The organism is Pseudanabaena sp. 'Roaring Creek', from assembly GCF_001402795.1.
Classification (GTDB): domain Bacteria; phylum Cyanobacteriota; class Cyanobacteriia; order Pseudanabaenales; family Pseudanabaenaceae; genus Pseudanabaena.
In genome coordinates, this window is record NZ_LIRE01000203.1 from 1 (window position 1) to 17,747 (window position 17,747).

General features: G+C 42.8%; 12 protein-coding genes. 5 read left to right on the plus strand and 7 right to left on the minus strand.

Features of this window, described 5'->3' with window-relative positions; translation table 11 throughout:
* Nucleotides 1-170: 170 nt before the first annotated feature.
* Both AC805_RS06565 and AC805_RS06570 read right to left on the minus strand, forming a co-directional pair.
* A complete protein-coding gene (locus tag AC805_RS06565) occupies nucleotides 171-1,709 on the minus strand; it encodes a hypothetical protein (RefSeq protein WP_055074674.1) in 1,539 nt (512 codons plus the stop codon).
* 41 nt (nucleotides 1,710-1,750) lie between these two features.
* Nucleotides 1,751-2,716: a glycosyltransferase family 2 protein gene (locus AC805_RS06570; RefSeq protein WP_055074675.1), complete on the minus strand. Its 966-nt coding sequence runs from the start codon at nucleotides 2,714-2,716 to the stop codon at nucleotides 1,751-1,753.
* Nucleotides 2,717-3,101: 385 nt separating this feature from the next.
* Between AC805_RS06570 and AC805_RS06575 the strand changes: the two genes are divergently transcribed.
* Nucleotides 3,102-4,460, plus strand: coding sequence for a class I SAM-dependent methyltransferase (locus AC805_RS06575; RefSeq protein WP_055074676.1), 1,359 nt, complete (start codon nucleotides 3,102-3,104; stop codon nucleotides 4,458-4,460).
* 139 nt (nucleotides 4,461-4,599) lie between these two features.
* Here the strand turns inward: AC805_RS06575 and AC805_RS06580 are convergent, their stop codons facing one another.
* The 5 genes from AC805_RS06580 to AC805_RS06600 all read right to left on the minus strand — a co-directional run bounded on the left by AC805_RS06580 (nucleotide 4,600) and on the right by AC805_RS06600 (nucleotide 11,198).
* Nucleotides 4,600-5,208 carry a hypothetical protein gene (locus AC805_RS06580; protein ID WP_055074677.1) on the minus strand — a complete coding sequence of 203 codons (609 nt, stop codon included), beginning with the start codon at nucleotides 5,206-5,208 and terminating at the stop codon, nucleotides 4,600-4,602.
* Between the two features lie 506 nt (nucleotides 5,209-5,714).
* Nucleotides 5,715-6,167 carry a fasciclin domain-containing protein gene (locus AC805_RS06585; protein WP_055074678.1) on the minus strand — a complete coding sequence of 151 codons (453 nt, stop codon included), beginning with the start codon at nucleotides 6,165-6,167 and terminating at the stop codon, nucleotides 5,715-5,717.
* Between the two features lie 119 nt (nucleotides 6,168-6,286).
* Complete coding sequence (locus AC805_RS06590) at nucleotides 6,287-7,603, minus strand: CO2 hydration protein (protein WP_055074679.1); 1,317 nt, start codon at nucleotides 7,601-7,603, stop codon at nucleotides 6,287-6,289.
* A gap of 198 nt (nucleotides 7,604-7,801) precedes the next feature.
* Nucleotides 7,802-9,334 carry an NADH-quinone oxidoreductase subunit M gene (locus tag AC805_RS06595; RefSeq protein ID WP_055074680.1) on the minus strand — a complete coding sequence of 511 codons (1,533 nt, stop codon included), beginning with the start codon at nucleotides 9,332-9,334 and terminating at the stop codon, nucleotides 7,802-7,804.
* 28 nt (nucleotides 9,335-9,362) lie between these two features.
* Nucleotides 9,363-11,198, minus strand: a complete 1,836-nt coding sequence (locus AC805_RS06600) for an NAD(P)H-quinone oxidoreductase subunit F (RefSeq protein ID WP_055074681.1) — start codon at nucleotides 11,196-11,198, stop codon at nucleotides 9,363-9,365.
* Between the two features lie 667 nt (nucleotides 11,199-11,865).
* Between AC805_RS06600 and AC805_RS06605 the strand changes: the two genes are divergently transcribed.
* The 4 genes from AC805_RS06605 to AC805_RS06620 all read left to right on the plus strand — a co-directional run bounded on the left by AC805_RS06605 (nucleotide 11,866) and on the right by AC805_RS06620 (nucleotide 17,553).
* On the plus strand, nucleotides 11,866-12,861 hold the full coding sequence (locus AC805_RS06605) for an LdpA C-terminal domain-containing domain (protein WP_055074682.1): 996 nt from the start codon (nucleotides 11,866-11,868) through the stop codon (nucleotides 12,859-12,861).
* Nucleotides 12,862-13,065: 204 nt separating this feature from the next.
* Nucleotides 13,066-14,832: a R3H domain-containing nucleic acid-binding protein gene (locus AC805_RS06610; protein ID WP_055074683.1), complete on the plus strand. Its 1,767-nt coding sequence runs from the start codon at nucleotides 13,066-13,068 to the stop codon at nucleotides 14,830-14,832.
* Nucleotides 14,833-15,003: 171 nt separating this feature from the next.
* Complete coding sequence (locus AC805_RS06615) at nucleotides 15,004-16,536, plus strand: response regulator (protein ID WP_055074684.1); 1,533 nt, start codon at nucleotides 15,004-15,006, stop codon at nucleotides 16,534-16,536.
* Between the two features lie 279 nt (nucleotides 16,537-16,815).
* Nucleotides 16,816-17,553, plus strand: a complete 738-nt coding sequence (locus tag AC805_RS06620) for a phycocyanobilin:ferredoxin oxidoreductase (RefSeq protein WP_055074685.1) — start codon at nucleotides 16,816-16,818, stop codon at nucleotides 17,551-17,553.
* The last annotated feature ends 194 nt before the right edge of the window (nucleotides 17,554-17,747 follow it).

The following is a 17,747-nucleotide window of genomic DNA, read 5'->3' on the forward strand; positions in this document are numbered from 1 at the left end:
GTAAGTATAGCTGTCGCCAAGTGTACTAGGACATAAAACCCAAGAATTAATTGGCGGCGCTTCGCGCCGCCAATTAATTCTTGGGTTTTGATTTGTCCTAATTCAAGTGACTATAGCTATAGCTAGGTTTTAACTATGCCGAGCGTATAAGCAAACTTAAAACCATGAGATCACATGCCAAATTTTTCTGGTTTTAAAAATATAATTGGCCCGATAATGTTAAACCATATAGAAATGGCAATACAAAATAATGGAACGGGACGAATAACATTGAATTTGGTTTTAAGTAGTAGGAAAGAAGCATAGGGCAGAAAATCTAAGAAATAGCGGTAGCCAAACTGCCGCCATCCCGTCGAAACATAACTAAGTACTGGGACGGCAATTATCGCCATACATAACCAAGCTAAATTCTGTGAAGAACTTCTCAGGTTTTTGGTTGAAAAAATGTAAATAAATAAAGGACTAACTGCTAAGGTTCCATTTCCTAGATCGTCAATCTGAAAAAAAGGAAATTGTACGATTAGTTTTGGAAATCCAATAATTCCATGATAAATATTAGGCAAGACATAGACTAGGTTATGCATCCCATACTTTTCAATATTGGCGGCAAAAAAAGCTGCACCCGTAATACGGTCATACCCTACCGAAAAAGGATAGCCAAAGCGTACCCAGTTCCACCACAAAACAAATATGACGTACATTGCAACGGGAATACATAGAGCGATCAAAGCCTTGAAATTTCCTCGATAACGACTGAGCCAAGCCTTAGCTATAAAAATCGGGAATATTATTGCTAAATGGTATCGCCCAGTTGCAGCGATCGCTAAAAAAGTGATTCCTATAAAATCTTGTCGGAGATTTTTTGCATAGAATAAAGTTAGCCATGCTAACGAATGAAAAATACAACTACTAAGTACGGCATTAAACCAAGATGTTGAAATAACCGCACAGGGAAGAATCATAGTCCCTAGTGCTAAAAAGATAAATAATAGACCGCGTTGCCACTTATTTCTATGGGCAGAAAATCTCTCTACAAAGATAAACTGCACGATAATGAGTATGGTATAAAGAATATTAGAAAACCAAGTTTCTGTAAATTTTTCTTTAAAAAAGAATACAAAGGGTACCATCAGAAATCCATTTAATGGTGCTATTCCTAGGTATTCCTTACCCTCAAAAAGAATTAAATCATGCGTCCAATCAACGCCTAAGTCAATTCTGCCTTGCAAAAATGCTGAGGCTTGAGCATAAAACATGGAGAAATATCTTTCTTCAAAATTATTGCTTATGGAATACGACAAGCCAAAGGCGATCGCAGTACATAAACTAATCAAACAGAAACCATATAGAAACTGATGATCAATCCCCGAAAATATGGGATGCTTTACTGAAGGAGATTGATGGTCGTCATCATTTTTAGTAAATCTTTCTTCTATTATTTTGCCTAATTGATTCATTGGATATCTATTATTAATTCTGCTTTGAGAACCAAAGATTAATTTAGAAAATATATACTGAAACTTAATTAATTTACGCTTAATTAGTCGTTTGTCTGCCGATCTTAAAAGATTAATGTCTAGTGAAGTTAAAGAATCCTTTTCTGGATCGGTAAAAATATTATTACAGATTTCACAACGATATTTAAAATTACCATTAGGTATTTTGCCGTATTTTTTAAATTGTCTACTCTCACATAATGGACATTGCATAATTTCTACCCTTTATTCCTACCATTTATTTTGAAAAATATTTAGTTGCAATTATCGTTCTCTGATTTGGAAGTATTGTCAAAATTAATCCGCTCCCTTTCTAAGACTAAAGGACGCTTGAGCATTCTTAAATGTATCAATCCAATATATTCGCCGATAATACCAATGAAGAAAAGTTGAATTGAAGATAATAAAAATAAACCAACTACAACGGGTGCATTTCCTAAGGGGAATGATTGCCAAAACATGAGTTTGGCTATTAGATAGCCAATAGCTACTATTAAACTAAAAAAGGACATAATAAGTCCTATTATTGTTGCTATTCTTAGGGGTATACGTGAATGGCTAGTGATGCCGAGCATTGCTTCATCGAAATAGCGATAAAGATTATAACTACTTTTCCCTTTTTTACGTTGTTGTTGTTGGTATTCTATGTTGAAGCTGGAAAATCCTAATTCTTCTATTAATCCTCGAAAATAGGGATAGGGATCGTTTATTTCTCTCAAGATTTCTATAACTTGTTTGTCGTATAGTCCAAATCCTGTAAAATGACTAGTGATTTTAATGTCAGATATGGCTCGTACTAAATAATAATAAACACTTCTTAGGAAGTACATGAGAAATATTTCTTTGCTAGAAGTTTTGATGCCTTTAACGACTTGGTAGCCTTCCTCCCATTTTTGAATAAATTCAGGAATTAGTTCTGGAGGTTCTTGCAAATCTGCCGCAAGAAAAACTACGGCATCTCCAGTGGTTTGAAGGAGTGCGTAATACATAGAACGAACGACTCCGAAATTTCTATGGTTAATTATGAGCTTTACATTCTTATCTTTCTTTGCTATTTCTTTTAAGATTATGACAGTTAGATCGTTAGAATCATTATCTATAAAGAGATGTTCGTAACTGTATTTTTCTAGGCGCGAAAAAACTTGTTTGACTCGGAAATAAGCATCTTGAACGTTCTTCTCTTCGTTATAACAAGGGGTGACTATACTGATTTTTTTCAATCTCTTTTACCGTTAAATATAAATTTCTTGTTTGTTCGGTAAGAAGTCCTTACTAAGATTGACTACAAAACACTATTTCTTTTTATGGGCGTAACTTCAGATGCCCCAAAGAATACTTCATGGGGAGTGTGATAGTCAAGGTGGTTTCTTCGTCTTACCTGTATCTATATATAGATACAGGTAAAATTATTTTCGATCCATTCATTTCTTATCTTCAAGTTCGTAGCATTAAAATGGTCATTAAAGATAAATTCTTTTTCTTGTTAATTTAATATTCTCTCTGCTATTTAGTCTCAGATATTCGCCAATTCTTTCTACTGCAATCACTAGTAATAATGTAAGAATATTGACAGCTATACATTTGAATTTAGATGCATTTTGTAAAATGACAGTCGATCCTATCGAAAAAGTCCGCAATCAGTATGATTTAACCCCCTATCCCAATTTACCTGCCACTGATATGGGTGGAGATGGCGATCGCGGGGTGATTTTACATTCCTATGCATCAGCTTGGTATGCCAAAACTCAACGTGTGGACGATCGCCAAGATGTGACTATTTTAGATGCGGGTTGTGGCTCGGGTGTGACTACCCTAGCCTTAGCGATCGCTAATCCTAAGGCAAGAATTGTGGGGATCGATCTTTCCGAAACTTCTTTGCATCTGGCAGGCGAGCGCTTGACCTATCATGGCTTCCCCCATGTTGAATTTCATAAATTAGCGATCGCCCAACTTCCCCAGTTTAAGACAGAGCAAAACATTGAATTTGATTATATTAATTGCGAAGAGACTCTATATCTTCAGACCGATATAGTAGAAAGTTTACGGCAGATGCAAACCGTACTTGCGCCGACAGGAATATTGCGAATTAACGTACATAGCCTTTACCAAAGGATCGATTTCTTTCGCGCTCAAGCCTTTTCCCGCCTAATAGGATTTCTCAATAGCAACCCAACGAACAGAGAATACCAAATGATTTCGGGGATTATGGAAGCCTTGGCTGATGACAACTTACTCAAAGTTAGCACTTGGCTTCCTTCCGATAAATCCATGGACTTTGTGTTGATGAACTATATGTTGATTGAAGACAAGGGATATACCATTCCCGACTTCTTTCAGATGCTGCGTTTGGCAAATTTGGAATTTATCGGGATGACGGAGCCTGCGGGATGGCATTTACCCTATTTATTTCCGAATGGAATGCCCGATTCCATCGTAGATTTTTGGCATAATGCGACCCCTGAAAAAAAACTTCATGCTTACGAGCTACTACATCCTGCAAACCGCTTGTTGGATCTCTGGTGCGGGCATTCGGGGCGATCGCCCGAATATATCGAGATTCAGAAATGGACGGAAGGGATGTGGAAATCGGCAATGATCTATTTACATCCCGTTGTCCGAACGGATAGTTTTTTTCAGACCCTAGATCGAGCGATCGCGCAAATGCAGCCCGATCCCAATGTTCAAAAATTGCATCGATCGCATTTGGATGCTCTTACCGTAATTTTGTGCCTACGGTTTATGAGAAAAAGTCCCTGCAAGTTCTCAGATCTCTTGGACTATTGGTGTATTCATAAGCCAAAGTTAGAAGCCTATCGAAAGGTTTTTACCCTTGTTGGCGCGGCGGTTCCAACAGTCCATAGGATGAGCGATCGCCAAGCTTACGAAGAGCTACGTTTTTTACTGAGCGAACTGGTCATGGATCGTGTGGTGATGCTCGAACGGAGCGTGTGCTGTAGCTTTTAGATCTGGTAGATCTGGGTTTTACAGCAATTACCGATCAAACGAACTACAAGAAAAATTTTGAAAGCGTTGCTTTGCAACGCTTTCAAAATTTTTCTTGGTTTGGGTTTGAGCGCAAAGCGCTGTAATTATGATGAGGTGCTTAGCTAACACCCGTTTGTTTGGACAGATAGGAAACAGCTTTGATAGCAAAGCCGATCGCTAAACTACTACCTGCAAAGGCTCCTAATACCGTCAAGCTGATTTTGGGCGATAGTTCGAGATCTTTAATTTGTTGACCAATTAGAGTTATGGCGGCGGCGATCGCGCCGATTGCCAAGCTGCTTAACCAACTGGTCGAAAACTGGAGGATGGAAACAGCGATCGCGATCGCGAGGGCTATGGTTAATGCCGTGGCAATTAGATCGTCAATGCTAAATTTTTTGTCTAGTTTGGGATCGTAGCGAACATCCCGAAAGCCAAACCAATAGAGTAAGAGACAGATACCTGCACCAATTAGAGCGTCAGTAGGATTGGATTTAATAAATATAGTAACGATGGCGGCAAGGGCGGCGAGCAATCCTCCTAAACTTCTAGGTAAGGCAAAGACACCAACGACTGCTAACAAGAATAAAGCGCCAGCCGTCCAATATTGGTAGTCTTGCAACAAAATTCTTAGGTAGCTACCTAGATATCCATAGGCGATCGCGATCGCAATTAGAGAGACAAATAGCCTAAATCCAACCTCAAGCCTACCGATTTTGAGCGCCATAGGGTGCCACCTTTTTTATTTATGCCAGCCTAAAAACACTATAAACAAGTATCTAATGCTGATTGCTGAAACAAAGTATAGCAATCGATAGTTAAAGAAGATAGAGGTATAGCTACTGCCAACTGTATCAGGACATAAAACCCAAGATCGTGTTGTCGCGCGGAGCGCGACAACACGATCTTGGGTTTTAATTTTGCCCTAACAAGACTAGCGGTAGCTATATATAGCAATCCTAAATCATTTATGGGAAAAATAGGACTTCGACTTCGCTCAGCTACTGAGAAAGGTGGTCTGAGCGAAGTCGAAGCCTCTCGCAAATCCTAAATAGTTTTCAGTATAGCTAAAGAAAAAATCAAAGCCTGTACTGCCCACACAATGGGCAGCACAGGCTCATAAGCAATTATCTATCAAACGAACAACAAGGGAATTTTTGAAAGCGTTGCTTTGCAACCCTTTCAAAAATTCCCTTGGTTTGGGTTTGAGCGCAAAGCGCTGTAAATGAACTACTAAACTATGCCTGCTTTACCAGACTCCATAATTGGATATACCCAATGGGGACGCATCAGCATGACGGTATCGATTACGTGGATAATTCCATTGTCTGCTTCGATGTCTGCGGCAATGACTGTCGCATTATTTGCCTCAAAGCTCTCATGGGAAATATCTAGATCGATTTGAGAACCCTCCAACGAAATGAGAGACTTAATGCCAATTAAATCTTCTCTTTTATATCTGCCTGACACGACATGGTAGGTCAGAATGCGAGAGAGTTGAGGAATATTCTGGACTAGAGTTTTGATCGTACCATCGGGAAGCTTGGCAAAGGCCGCATCATTGGGAGCGAAAACCGTAAAAGGTCCTGGGCTTTGTAGAGCTTCGACTAAGTTCGCCACTGATACGGCGGTGACAAGGGTCGAAAATCCTTCATTACTAACGGCAATATCAACAATTGTAGTCATGGTTGTCTTGTGGCAGTGATGGACTTGAAGCGGTGATGGATGTTGCTTTAATGGGGATGAAGTGCCGCGCGCTTAGCGACACTCCCTGAACTCTTTAGGATTGACCAAAAAGCTAACAACTATCGATAATCCTGACTTTGGATCGCGTTTATTCTGGCGGCTTTATCCATTCCATATTTAGGATTGCAAAAACGATTTATTTGTCCTTCAAAATACTGGCGATTGGCTAAGAGGTGTTTGGGGTTAGGATCGTCTAGAGGATAGAGCAAGGCAGCCCGACCAGCCTGAATTACTGCGGATGTGACATTGTACATCGATCGCTGAAAACTCACCGCCAATTGAATCAACATATCGTCTTCGCCCCGACAATATTGTTTGTAATAGTCCACTAGATATTGGGGGAGAAAGTGGTACATATCTTGGTGTAGTAGCGTGGGGGGAATACCTGCGGAACCTACGGGAAATTTATCTGCATACAAAATACCAAAGTGGAAGTCCTGTTGGTCGGTAGGGATTTCATGGGCTTGGGCATTGTAGGATTTAGTTCCTCGGAAAGGTGCAGTGCGATAAAACACCGCTTCGACATAGGGGAAAGCCGCTTCATAGAGCCAAGTAAAACCCTTAGATTTGGGAACGATATCTAACCATTCACCACCGATATTTACACGGTGATAGATGGGGCGACCTGCGATCGCAAAAATACCATTTACCAAGAAATCCATCGCATCGGGAACGCCCTTAAATCCACCTTCATCGTAGATATCAGACATCTCGAAAAACACAGGAGCCATAATTTCCCAAAATAGCCCAAGGACTGATGTCATGGTGGATTGACGGCATTGTTCCATGAACATCTCAGGAAAAAGCTTGTATAGTCCCAGCATGACGGGATTATTTTTAAAGAAGGCTTTAATTGCGCGATCGGCATTCTGGCGATATTCCGCTGAATCCATATAGGGTTCTAACTCTCCGCCCATACCGCGATGCCAGAGCATTGCCCGCATACATTCTTCAGCAAACTCCATATTGATGCGATCGTGGTAGAGATGGTGAAATAGCTTCGGAATTTTTGCCTTTAGTTCGCCCCTACTCATAAATTCTAGTAGTTCGGGATGGGCTGTGGCTTCACCGCGCCAGAATTTGAGATCGGCATTGTCGCCTGCATAGTGATTGGGCAGATCGAGATATTCTTGGGTTGGGAAGTATTTGAAGGCAGGAAGGGGGTCTAAAAACACTTGCTCGGCTATGTACAGCAAGTCCCGCCAATAGAAATCCATTGGTACGGCATAGGCTTTGTAAAGTCCGATAATCTGCATGAGATTTTCGGGTGTATCGGGAAGCATGGAGCCACCTGCTTCTAGGCGATGGATGATATCGGCGAGCGGATGGGTGGAAGGCGGTAGTTTCGTAGTGGGTTCGAGTAAGGTGCTGGTCATAATTTTTCCCTATTTTTTCTTAATATTAAGCATTTAAATTAAGCATTTAAATTAAGTATTTAAGTGGCTGGGCATAATTAAAAGCCAGAGTCAAAAGCTGTAGTGCAAAGCGCAGCTTGCGCTATAGCTTTTGGGGTTTTATATTTAATTGCACCTAGATACTTAAGAATCAAAAAACTTCCAAGTTCTTTTTGTGCTTTAGTCTTTCCGAAAAGCTAAAAATATTTGCTCGTAGAGGGATGACTTGAGATTTGCACTAGCGACAATCGCTGTTTCGGGAACTCTGGCGATGATTTGAACGGCACTTACTTCGCTCCAGCGTACTAACCACGATGGTTGAACTCCCAGAATGACAATTAAGGCGGTTAAAATTAGGGCTGGCAACTGTTCTAACCCACTAACCTTGGGATAGTAAGCCGTATGATTGTCTAACTTGCCGAAACAGGTGCGGTTGAGCAGAATTACGAAATATACGGCGGTAAGTCCAGTACCGATGATCGAAAAGAGCGTGGGAATAGGGAATTTACTAAAGCTCCCCTGAAAAATCAGGAATTCAGAAATGAATCCTATTAGTCCAGGAATACCCGCGCTTGCCATACCTCCAAGGATTAACAAGGCGCTAGTTGAAGGCAAGCCTCTTAAGGGGTTTAACAATCCATTTAAAACATCTAAATCCCTTGTACCGACTTTTTCTTCGATTACACCGACGAGATAGAATAGTAGTGCTAGCACTAGACCATGACTGACCATTTGAATGATGCCGCCAACCATACTTAGAGGAGTAGCTGATGCTGCTGCCAAAAGAATATAGCTCATGTGACCGATGGAACTGTAGGCAACCATTCTCTTGATATCCTTTTGGGCGATCGCGGTCATGGCTCCATAGAGAATACCTAACCCAGCCCATAGCGCGATCCAAGGTGAGAGCAAAGCCCAAGCTTCAGGAAATAGTCCGACGCAGAAACGAAACAAACCATAGGTTCCTAGCTTGGCAACGATACCACCCAGCATCATGACGGTTGGTGTTGTCGATTCGACATAGGCATCGGGTAGCCATGTATGGAAGGGGACAAAGGGCGCTTTGATCGTAAAGCCCAGTAGTAACACAACGAGGAGGGTAACTTGAACTTCAATGGGTAAGCTGAGATTCTGTAAGGTCGCGTAGTCGAAAATCGGAGTAGGATTGGCGGAGAGCCAACCCAGAGCTAAAAATCCTACTAAAACCAGAATTCCTGAAATAGCAGTGAAAATTAGGAACTTCATTGCGGCATAGCTGCGCTGTGCGCCGCCCCAAACCGCAATAACTAGATAAAGCGGTATTAATTCAATTTCATAGAAGAGAACGAATAGCAGGGTGTTGGTGGAGAGGATTGCGCCGCTTACTCCCGCATGAATTAAGAGCATTAAGACATGGAAGAGGGTATTCCTTTCTTTGATTTCCCGATCGCAAAAACAAACGATCAACCAAGTGAGCAATCCATTTAGAACTACTAGGGGAAGCGATAGTCCGTCAATGCCAAGACTGTAGTTTAATCCGAGATTTTCGAGCCAAGGTAAATTTTCAGAAAATTGGAAGTTAGAAATCTTGATATCAAATTTATAAAGTAGAAGAAAATCAAGAATGAGAATGGCGGTGGCGACGATCGCGGAGCCCTTTTTGACTTGATTTTGCGGTAGGAAAGCGATCGCTAAAGCCCCGATGACTGGCAACCAGATTAAAGCACTGAGCATAGTTTGATTCCTAAATAGAGATCTAGTTTTAGAGAGTGCGATTGAATAGTAATAAAAGTAGAACTCCAATGCCGACTACGATTGTCAGGGTATAGAGTTGTAATTGCCCAAAGGTGCTGTAGCGAAGATTCTGACCGCTAAATAGGGTTGCCAAACCAAAGAAATTACCGACACCATCGACAAAGAAGCGATCGAACCAGTACATTTTCTGAGATATGCCATCGACTAATCCCACAATCGTGACTTTATAGAGTTTGGGAGTATAGAAATCGTTGGCTAAGAAGTTTTGCAAACCCTTCCATCCCAGTTGAATTGGCTTGGCAATCCCATTATTGAGATAGAGATAGGCTCCTGTGGTCAGCCCTGCCATATTTGCTCCTAATAACAGAAGTGCATCGGGACTAGTAACGATTGACCAGTCGGTAATGATTGCCAAAGAACTAAGAACCTGAGGGGTATGGAGTACAAAACCTGCCATTAATGTCATCGGTAGGACGATTAGCCAGAGAGGTTCAACGGATCTTTCGGTCATCTGTTTGGGTTTCCCGCCCCAAATTAGTCCGAATACCCGTATTAAGCTCAAAGCCATCAAGCCATTAATTAGCAATATTAGTTCCGCTAAAGCAGGGTAGCTCTGCCATAGGTGGGAAATCAGATCGAGCATTGCCCAGAATCCACCAAGGGGAGGACATCCGATCAAGCCGATCGCGCCAACTAAAAAGCACAATCCTGAAATCGGGCGGCGTTGCCATAATCCGCCCATCTGCGTCAGATCTTGGGTGACGTTGTTGGAAATAATGCTGCCTACTGACATTAGTAATAACGCGATCGCTAAAGCATGGGACAACATTAAGAGATAGGCGCTGTGGATTTCGCCCGTTCCAACGGCAATAAAGATTAGTCCCATAAAAGCGCTGGTCAAGTAGGAGAGCGAGCGCTTCACATCAATTTGCGCGATCGAGATTAATACCGTTCCTAAGGCTGTCGCCGCACCAACGGCGATAACTACCTGTTGCGTAAGAGGGGATAGAGCCAAGAGAGGGTAGAGCTTTACTAATACCCATGCTCCTGTCGCGACGATCACTGAATTGCGTAAAACCGTGCTAGGGAGGGGGCCTTCCATCGCCTCATCTAGCCAGAGATGCAATGGAAATTGAGCGCATTTGCCCATAGGACCGACCATGAGGGCTAGGGTTACTAGGGTAATCGCGAGAGGATCGACGTTTGCCTTGCTAGCCCATTGGGTGAGTTCGCTAAAGTTCCAAGTGCCAGTTAGGGGCAGTAAGCCCACTACGCCCATTAATAGAATTAGGTCGCCTACCCGTTTGGTTAAAAAGGCATCCCTTGCACCTGTGACGACAAGGGACTGGTTATACCAAATCCCTACAAGCAGATAAGTACCTAAGGTGAGAACTTCAAGAATAACGTAACTAAAAAAGAGGGAGTCGCATAGAACTAAGGAACACATGCCAGCTTCAAAAAGAGCTAGCAAGGCAAAGAATCTGCCCCAGCCCCAATCCATTTCCATATAGCCTACGGCATAAATTTCTGCGAGAAGGCTGATTCCCGTGATTAAGACGATCGCGCCAACGTTAATTGCCGAAATCTCTAAATCAAGGTTGAAGTGCAATCCCCCTACAGTTAACCAAGGAAAGGACAACGAGTATTCTGGCTGTCCCCAAGCTACGGTCAATGCAGCGATCGCATGAATCAGGGAGACAAAGGTCATCAGGATATTGATGTAGCCTGCTGGTCTTGGCCCTGTTTTGCGGGTAATACTAGGAAACCAGACGATCGATAGCATTGCACCTACCAAGGAGTAGCAGGGAATCAGCCAGATCGTGTCCAGCCAGTTATTTATCATATAAACTCTATTGACTTATAGAAAATCATAATTAATTGTCTATGATTATTGCAAAGATATATCTAAATGGAAATAGTTTTATCTATTGATTTTTTTCTATGGATACTATAATTGATTGCTGCTACTCCCTTCCTAGCCAAGAAATAGCGGTATGGGGCAAAGCCAAACACCGCTATTTCTTGGTTTTATGGAAGCCCCATCTTTTTTGCGCTTCCACAAACCATTTAGGATTTCTATATTTCTTCAGTGGGAAGGGGGTAAATAGCTTGGCATAATTAAATATAAAGCCCCAAAACTTTAGCGCGACGTTTTTTGTTTCTTTTTATCTCTTTTTTATCTTTAGGTTTTATAGCTCCCGCCAACTGTATCAGGACATAAAAACCCAAAATCATGTTTTCGCGCGGAGCGCGAAAACATGATTTTGGGTTTTTATTTTGTCTTAATTATAAGACTGGCAGTAGCTATAATTATGCAGGGTCTACTTATGGTGGTTAACTGGTAGCTGCTGCATTTCTTTTAGCTTTTAGTCTGGGAATGTGTTGCAAATTGAGTGAATTGGCGATCGCGTCCTAACCATTCAGAGGTTACAATCGAGTCAGTCCCTAGCTATGAGGTTTTTCAGGGTCTACATTGCTTTGATTTACGATGAGTAGATGACTCTGAAATTATGGAAATTGAAATTCTTCGCTCGCACCAGTGGTTTAAACTTATCTGCGGTGCTAGTTATCAGGATTTACCTGCAATTCGCAATTTAGCTCTGATCTACACCCTCGCTGGGGCTGACTGTATAGATATTGCTCCCGATCCTGCCACGATTCGGGCTGCACGAGAAGGTGTAGCGGTAGCATTAGATTTGGACTTAAAGGCGATCTCTCCTTTAATAATGGTTAGTTTCAATGATGGAGAAGACCCCCATTTTCGGAAAGCGGTCTTCGACCCGCAGCTTTGTCTGAGCGATTGCCCAAGACCTTGCGAAAAAGTATGCCCCACCACAGCAATCAAGTTTAGTAATGATTACAATGGGATCATGCCAAATCTTTGTTATGGGTGTGGTCGTTGTCTGCCCCTATGTCCAGTGAAGATAATTCATACTCGCGAACAGGTCTACGTCCCTGAAGATATCTTTGATGAAGTACTTAATCAGTCCATTAATGCGATCGAAATTCATACCCAACCCCATCGCACTCAAGAATTTGCCTCATTTTGGCGGCGATTAAGTCCGATTATCCCTCAACTCCAGCTGGTGGCGGTTAGTTTCCCAGACTGTGATGATTTGCGTGAATATCTCATGTCTTTACTAAGGGCGATGCAGCCCCAGCCGCGATCGCTGATCTGGCAAACCGATGGTAGACCCATGAGTGGTGATATTGGTGATGGTACCACCCGAGCTGCCTTGCAATTAGGACGGAAAGTTTTGGATTTTCAGTTACCTACTGGTTTTGTGCAATTGGCTGGCGGTACAAATGCGAGTACTGTTCCGAAGCTACGCCAAGCTGACATTCCCGTGGCTGGAGTTGCCTACGGTAGCTATGCTCGCAAGATAGTAATGGATTTTCTTGAAGGTTTGGAGGAGCCTATCCCCGATCGCCTTGAAGATCGCCCCGATTTGCTCGGACAAGCTGTGGCGATTGCTCGCAAGCTGGTTTCACAAATCAAATCTTGAATTAAAAACTCAAAACGCCATCTTAAAACGCCATCTTAAAATGCCATCTTAAAAATTCTTAATAAGCATGTACGACAACGAAATTAAAAAAATTGGTAAAGATGAACGCTGCCTCGCCCATCTTTAAAAGATTGGAAGAGCATATTGCTTGGATAGTCACCAAAAATTAATCGTTAAAAATAACCATAAAAAAATAAAAGCCTAATGGAATCAATCCGCAAGCAAGTTACAGATAATCTCGATCAACTTCTCGATATTTTGCCGCCGCGCATCAAAAATAGCCTTGAACTATGTGGTGGTTTAGAACAACTTGTCGAAATTGTGATGGACTTAGGTAGGTTGCCCGAAGCCCGTTATTTTGACTCGACTAAATACTTAACTGATGATCCGATTACTAAAGAGGATTTGGCAATCTGTGTCCAGCAAGTTGGCGAATTTGGAGGCGATAATCGTGCAGGAATCGAGCGCACCTTACACCGTATCAGTGCCATTCGCAACCGCAAAGGCGAGATCATCGGATTAACCTGTCGCGTTGGCAGAGCCGTCTACGGTACGATCGCCATGATTCGCGACTTGGTAGAAACAGGTAAGTCAATTTTGCTCTTGGGTAAACCTGGAATGGGCAAAACTACGGCTCTGCGCGAAATTGCCCGCGTCCTTGCGGATGATCTCAATAAGCGGGTCGTGATTATCGATTCTTCCAATGAGATTGCAGGCGATGGGGATATTCCTCACCCTGCGATCGGTCGGGCGCGAAGAATGCAGGTTTCTCAACCCGAACTGCAACACCAAGTGATGATCGAGGCTGTGGAAAATCACATGCCTGAAGTCATTGTGATTGATGAAATTGGGACAGAATTAGAAGCCCTTGCCGCCAGAACGATCGCCGAACGAGGAGTGCAACTGGTTGGCACAGCTCACGGCAATCAATTGGCGAACCTCATCAAAAATCCGACCCTCTCCGATCTGATCGGTGGCATTCAGTCTGTTACCCTCGGTGACGAAGAAATGCGCCGCAGAGGATTGCCCCAAAAAAGCATCCTCGAACGCAAGGCTCAGCCTACCTTTGATATTGCCGTAGAAATGTGGGAACGCTACCGCTGGGCAGTCCATACCGATGTGGCAGGTACGATCGATATGCTCCTGCGCGATCGCGATCCTGGTCGTCAAATTCGGGCAGTCAGCGATGCGGGAGAAGTTACGACCACTGAGGAGAAGCCCAAAAATCCTGAAGTGATGCGCAATCCTGCGGTCAAGGGTTGGCGGGCAACGGGCAAAATCAAACCCCTACCCCTCGATCCACAGGTGCAAATGCGTACCGAGGTTGCCGATCTGACGAGTAAGATCGATCGCCATATCGATCGTAATATCGATCGCAATAACGTAGCCGAACTAAATGAATCCATTGCGGAGGAAGAGGAAGAATTTGGCGATCTTGCCTCCTACGACACGATGCGGGAGCGGTTTGGTACTCTCAATGTTTATCTCTACGGCGTTAGCCGCCATCAAACCGAGCAGGTAGTGCAATCGATCAATTTGCCGATTGAAATTACCAAAGATCTCGATGAAGCGGATATCGTGCTTGCTTTGCGATCGCAGATTCGGACTAGCTCGAAAGTACGTCAAGTTGCCGAAGCAAGGCAAATTCCCATTCACGCGATCAAAACCAGTACCCTGCCGCAAATTACCCGTGCTTTGAGACGCATTTTACATATTGACGAAAGCCCCACCGATACCATTAGCGACCTGAATATGTTTGCCTATGGTGACTCTGAGGATGAAATCGAAGCCCTCGAAGAAACCCGTCTTGCCGTCGAACAGATTGTGATTCCCAAAGGTCAACCCGTGGAGTTGCTGCCCCGTTCGTCAATTATTCGGCGGATGCAACACGAGCTAGTCGAGCATTACCAATTGCGATCGGAAAGCTACGGCGCTGAACCCAATAGACGTTTACGTATTTTCCCGAACTGACCTCAGTGAATTATAGCTATATTCACTTAAGTCAGGACATCAAACCCAATAGAGAGTTGCGGCGCGAAGCGCCGCAACTCTCTATTGGGTTTGATTTTTGGCATTGGTATAACGTGAGTGGCGACAGCTATATGCCCTGATACACTTGGCGATAGCTATAGATAAAAAGTTATGAAGATATTGCTCGTTGAGGATGATGAAGTACTAATTGCTGTTTTAACTAAAAGTTTGGCAGAACATCACTACATTGTGGATGTGGTCAAGGATGGCGAGATGGGATGGATCTATGGCTCTACCTTTGATTACGATTTGATTCTCTTAGATATAGTTTTGCCTAAGCTAGATGGTATTCATCTATGTCAACGATTGCGGGCAGAGGGATATACTACCCCAATTCTATTGCTGACCGTGCAAAATACCAGTATGGCTAAGGTTAGTGGATTAGATGCAGGGGCGGATGATTATGTGGTGAAGCCCTTTGATTTACCTGAGTTAATTGCAAGAATTCGGGCGTTATTGCGTCGGAGTAATGCTAGTTCCTTTCCTCTATTGGTTTGGGGAGATTTATTGTTAAATCCGAGTACCTGTGAAGTTTCTTACAATGGTCATCCCTTAACCCTAACTAATAAAGAATATGAGTTGTTGGAGCTATTACTGCGTGATAGCCAGCATTTGCTAAGCGCTGATGAAATTCTCGATCGCCTTTGGTCTTCCGATGAATTTCCTTCAGAGGCAACCGTGCGATCGCATATTCGGCGGTTACGGCATAAATTAGTATCCGTAGGCGCACCCTCGGATTTTATCGCGACCGTGCATGGACGCGGCTATTACTTGAAAGCGCCAGATCCTCTAGCCCAAAAAGATCTACCGACTCCCCCATTGATTGCTCCCCCATTGCTTGGTTCTCAAGATTCTAGTAATCACTCGACTCGTCAGGAAATGTATTTAGCGTTTTTAAACGAACAGTGGATTAATACTAAACCGAGGAGTTTGGAACAGGTCAAGAGCATATTTCAAGTGGTGCAGAAATTAAAATCTGGCGAATTAGATCCGCAATCGCAGGCCCAAGCGTACCAAATTGCCCATAAATTGACTGGTACGTTGGGAACCTTGGGATTGACGATCGCCATGCAGTTGGCTAGCCAGTTAGAAAATCTTCTTAAAAGTCAAACATTACTCAAAAAAAATCAATTAGAAATATTAGAAGCTTTAGCTATTTCCTTAGAGAGTTCAATTCAAAGCATAGACTCAATTTGTAATGCACCCGTGGCAGCGATTTCTGATTTGTCATTTTCGTTACTTGCACAAGATGTTTCGCAAATAGTTACAAAGGTGATGATTGTAGATGATGATATTGACTGCCTGCGATCGTTGCTGAAGTTGCTCCAGCCTTGGGGATTTAAAGTGACAACCTTAGCCGATCCTAAGGATTTTTGGACGGTATTGCAATCCGTTTTGCCCGATGTTTTAGTCTTAGATGTGAATATGCCACAGATGAACGGGATTGAAATCTGTCAAGCTCTAAGGAGTAATCTCGACTGGCGGCGCTTACCAGTCCTATTTCTCAGCGTGATGAATGATGCCAATACCCAAAATCTCGCTTTTAGCGTTGGGGCGGATGACTATTTATGTAAACCAGTCGTGGGCATAGATCTAGTGAACAGGATTCACAATCGCCTACAACGAATTCAGGCTTACCTGTAAGACCAAAGCTCAAAATGGCGTAGCCATTTTGAGCTTTGGTATAATTATCGTGAAGCACCACGTTCAAACCCTTTGATGATTTCTAAGTAGCTAGGCATAAGTAAACTTAAAACCTAGAAGAGCATACCGCCCGCGCAGCGGGCGGTATGCTCTCTGGTTTTGGTTTTTAATTATGCCTAGCTACTTACACGAATTTTGCACAAAAAATCAGTCATGGTCAAACGATAAATACTTTAAAAAATCCTTTTTTAAAATTCATATACATTGAGATAAAATCGCATGACTCAAGCTACACAAGTGTCGCTGCGAGAGCAACAATATCCTTTAATTCATAACTTAGCTGATTGCATTGAAGCTGTCTGGAGAGACAACTTAGATTTGTCCTCTTATCAAGTGCCCGAAGATTTGGGTTATGTCGAGGGGGCTTTAGAAGGCGAACGTCTAGTCATTGAAAATCACTGCTATAAAACTCCTCAGTTTCGGAAATTGCATTTAGAACTCGCAAGAGTTGGTAATGTTCTAGATATTCTCCACTGTGTGATGTTTCCCAATCCTGAATATGGGATTCCTATTTTTGGAGCCGATTTAGTAGGTGGTCGTGGAAGTATTAGTGCAGCGATCGTTGATTTATCCCCAGTGCATCCCGAACGTGCTTTACCTCGCAGTTACTACAATGCGCTATCTGATTTGCCAGCGCTGCAATTCGAGCAGACCCGTGAACTACCCCAATGGGGCGATATTTTTTCAGATTTTTGTTTGTTTGTGCGTCCCATGGGCGATCGTGAAGAGGCTGATTTCTTACAAAGAGTGAGGGAATATTTAACCCTGCATTGTCAGCTAGCGGTAGCGACAGAGCCATTAACAACTTCCCTTGAAATCGAGCAAGTTCTGGCTGGGCAGCGTTATTATTGCGAAAAACAACAACAAAATGATAAAACGAGGCGCGTTCTCGAAAAGTCCTTTGGCACTGAATGGACAGAACGATACATGACCACAATGCTATTTGATTTTGCCTAATAGCTATAGCAAAATAAACTCAAAAGAGGAGTGGCGGCGCGAAGCGCCGCCACTCCTCTTTTGAGTTTAGGGCTACAGGTACAGCAGTAGCCAGTTATGTTAGGACAAAAACAAAACACAGAAGAGTGTTGCGGTGCGAAGCGCCGCAACACTCTTCTGGTTTTTATGTCTTAACTTATTTGGCTATAGCTATA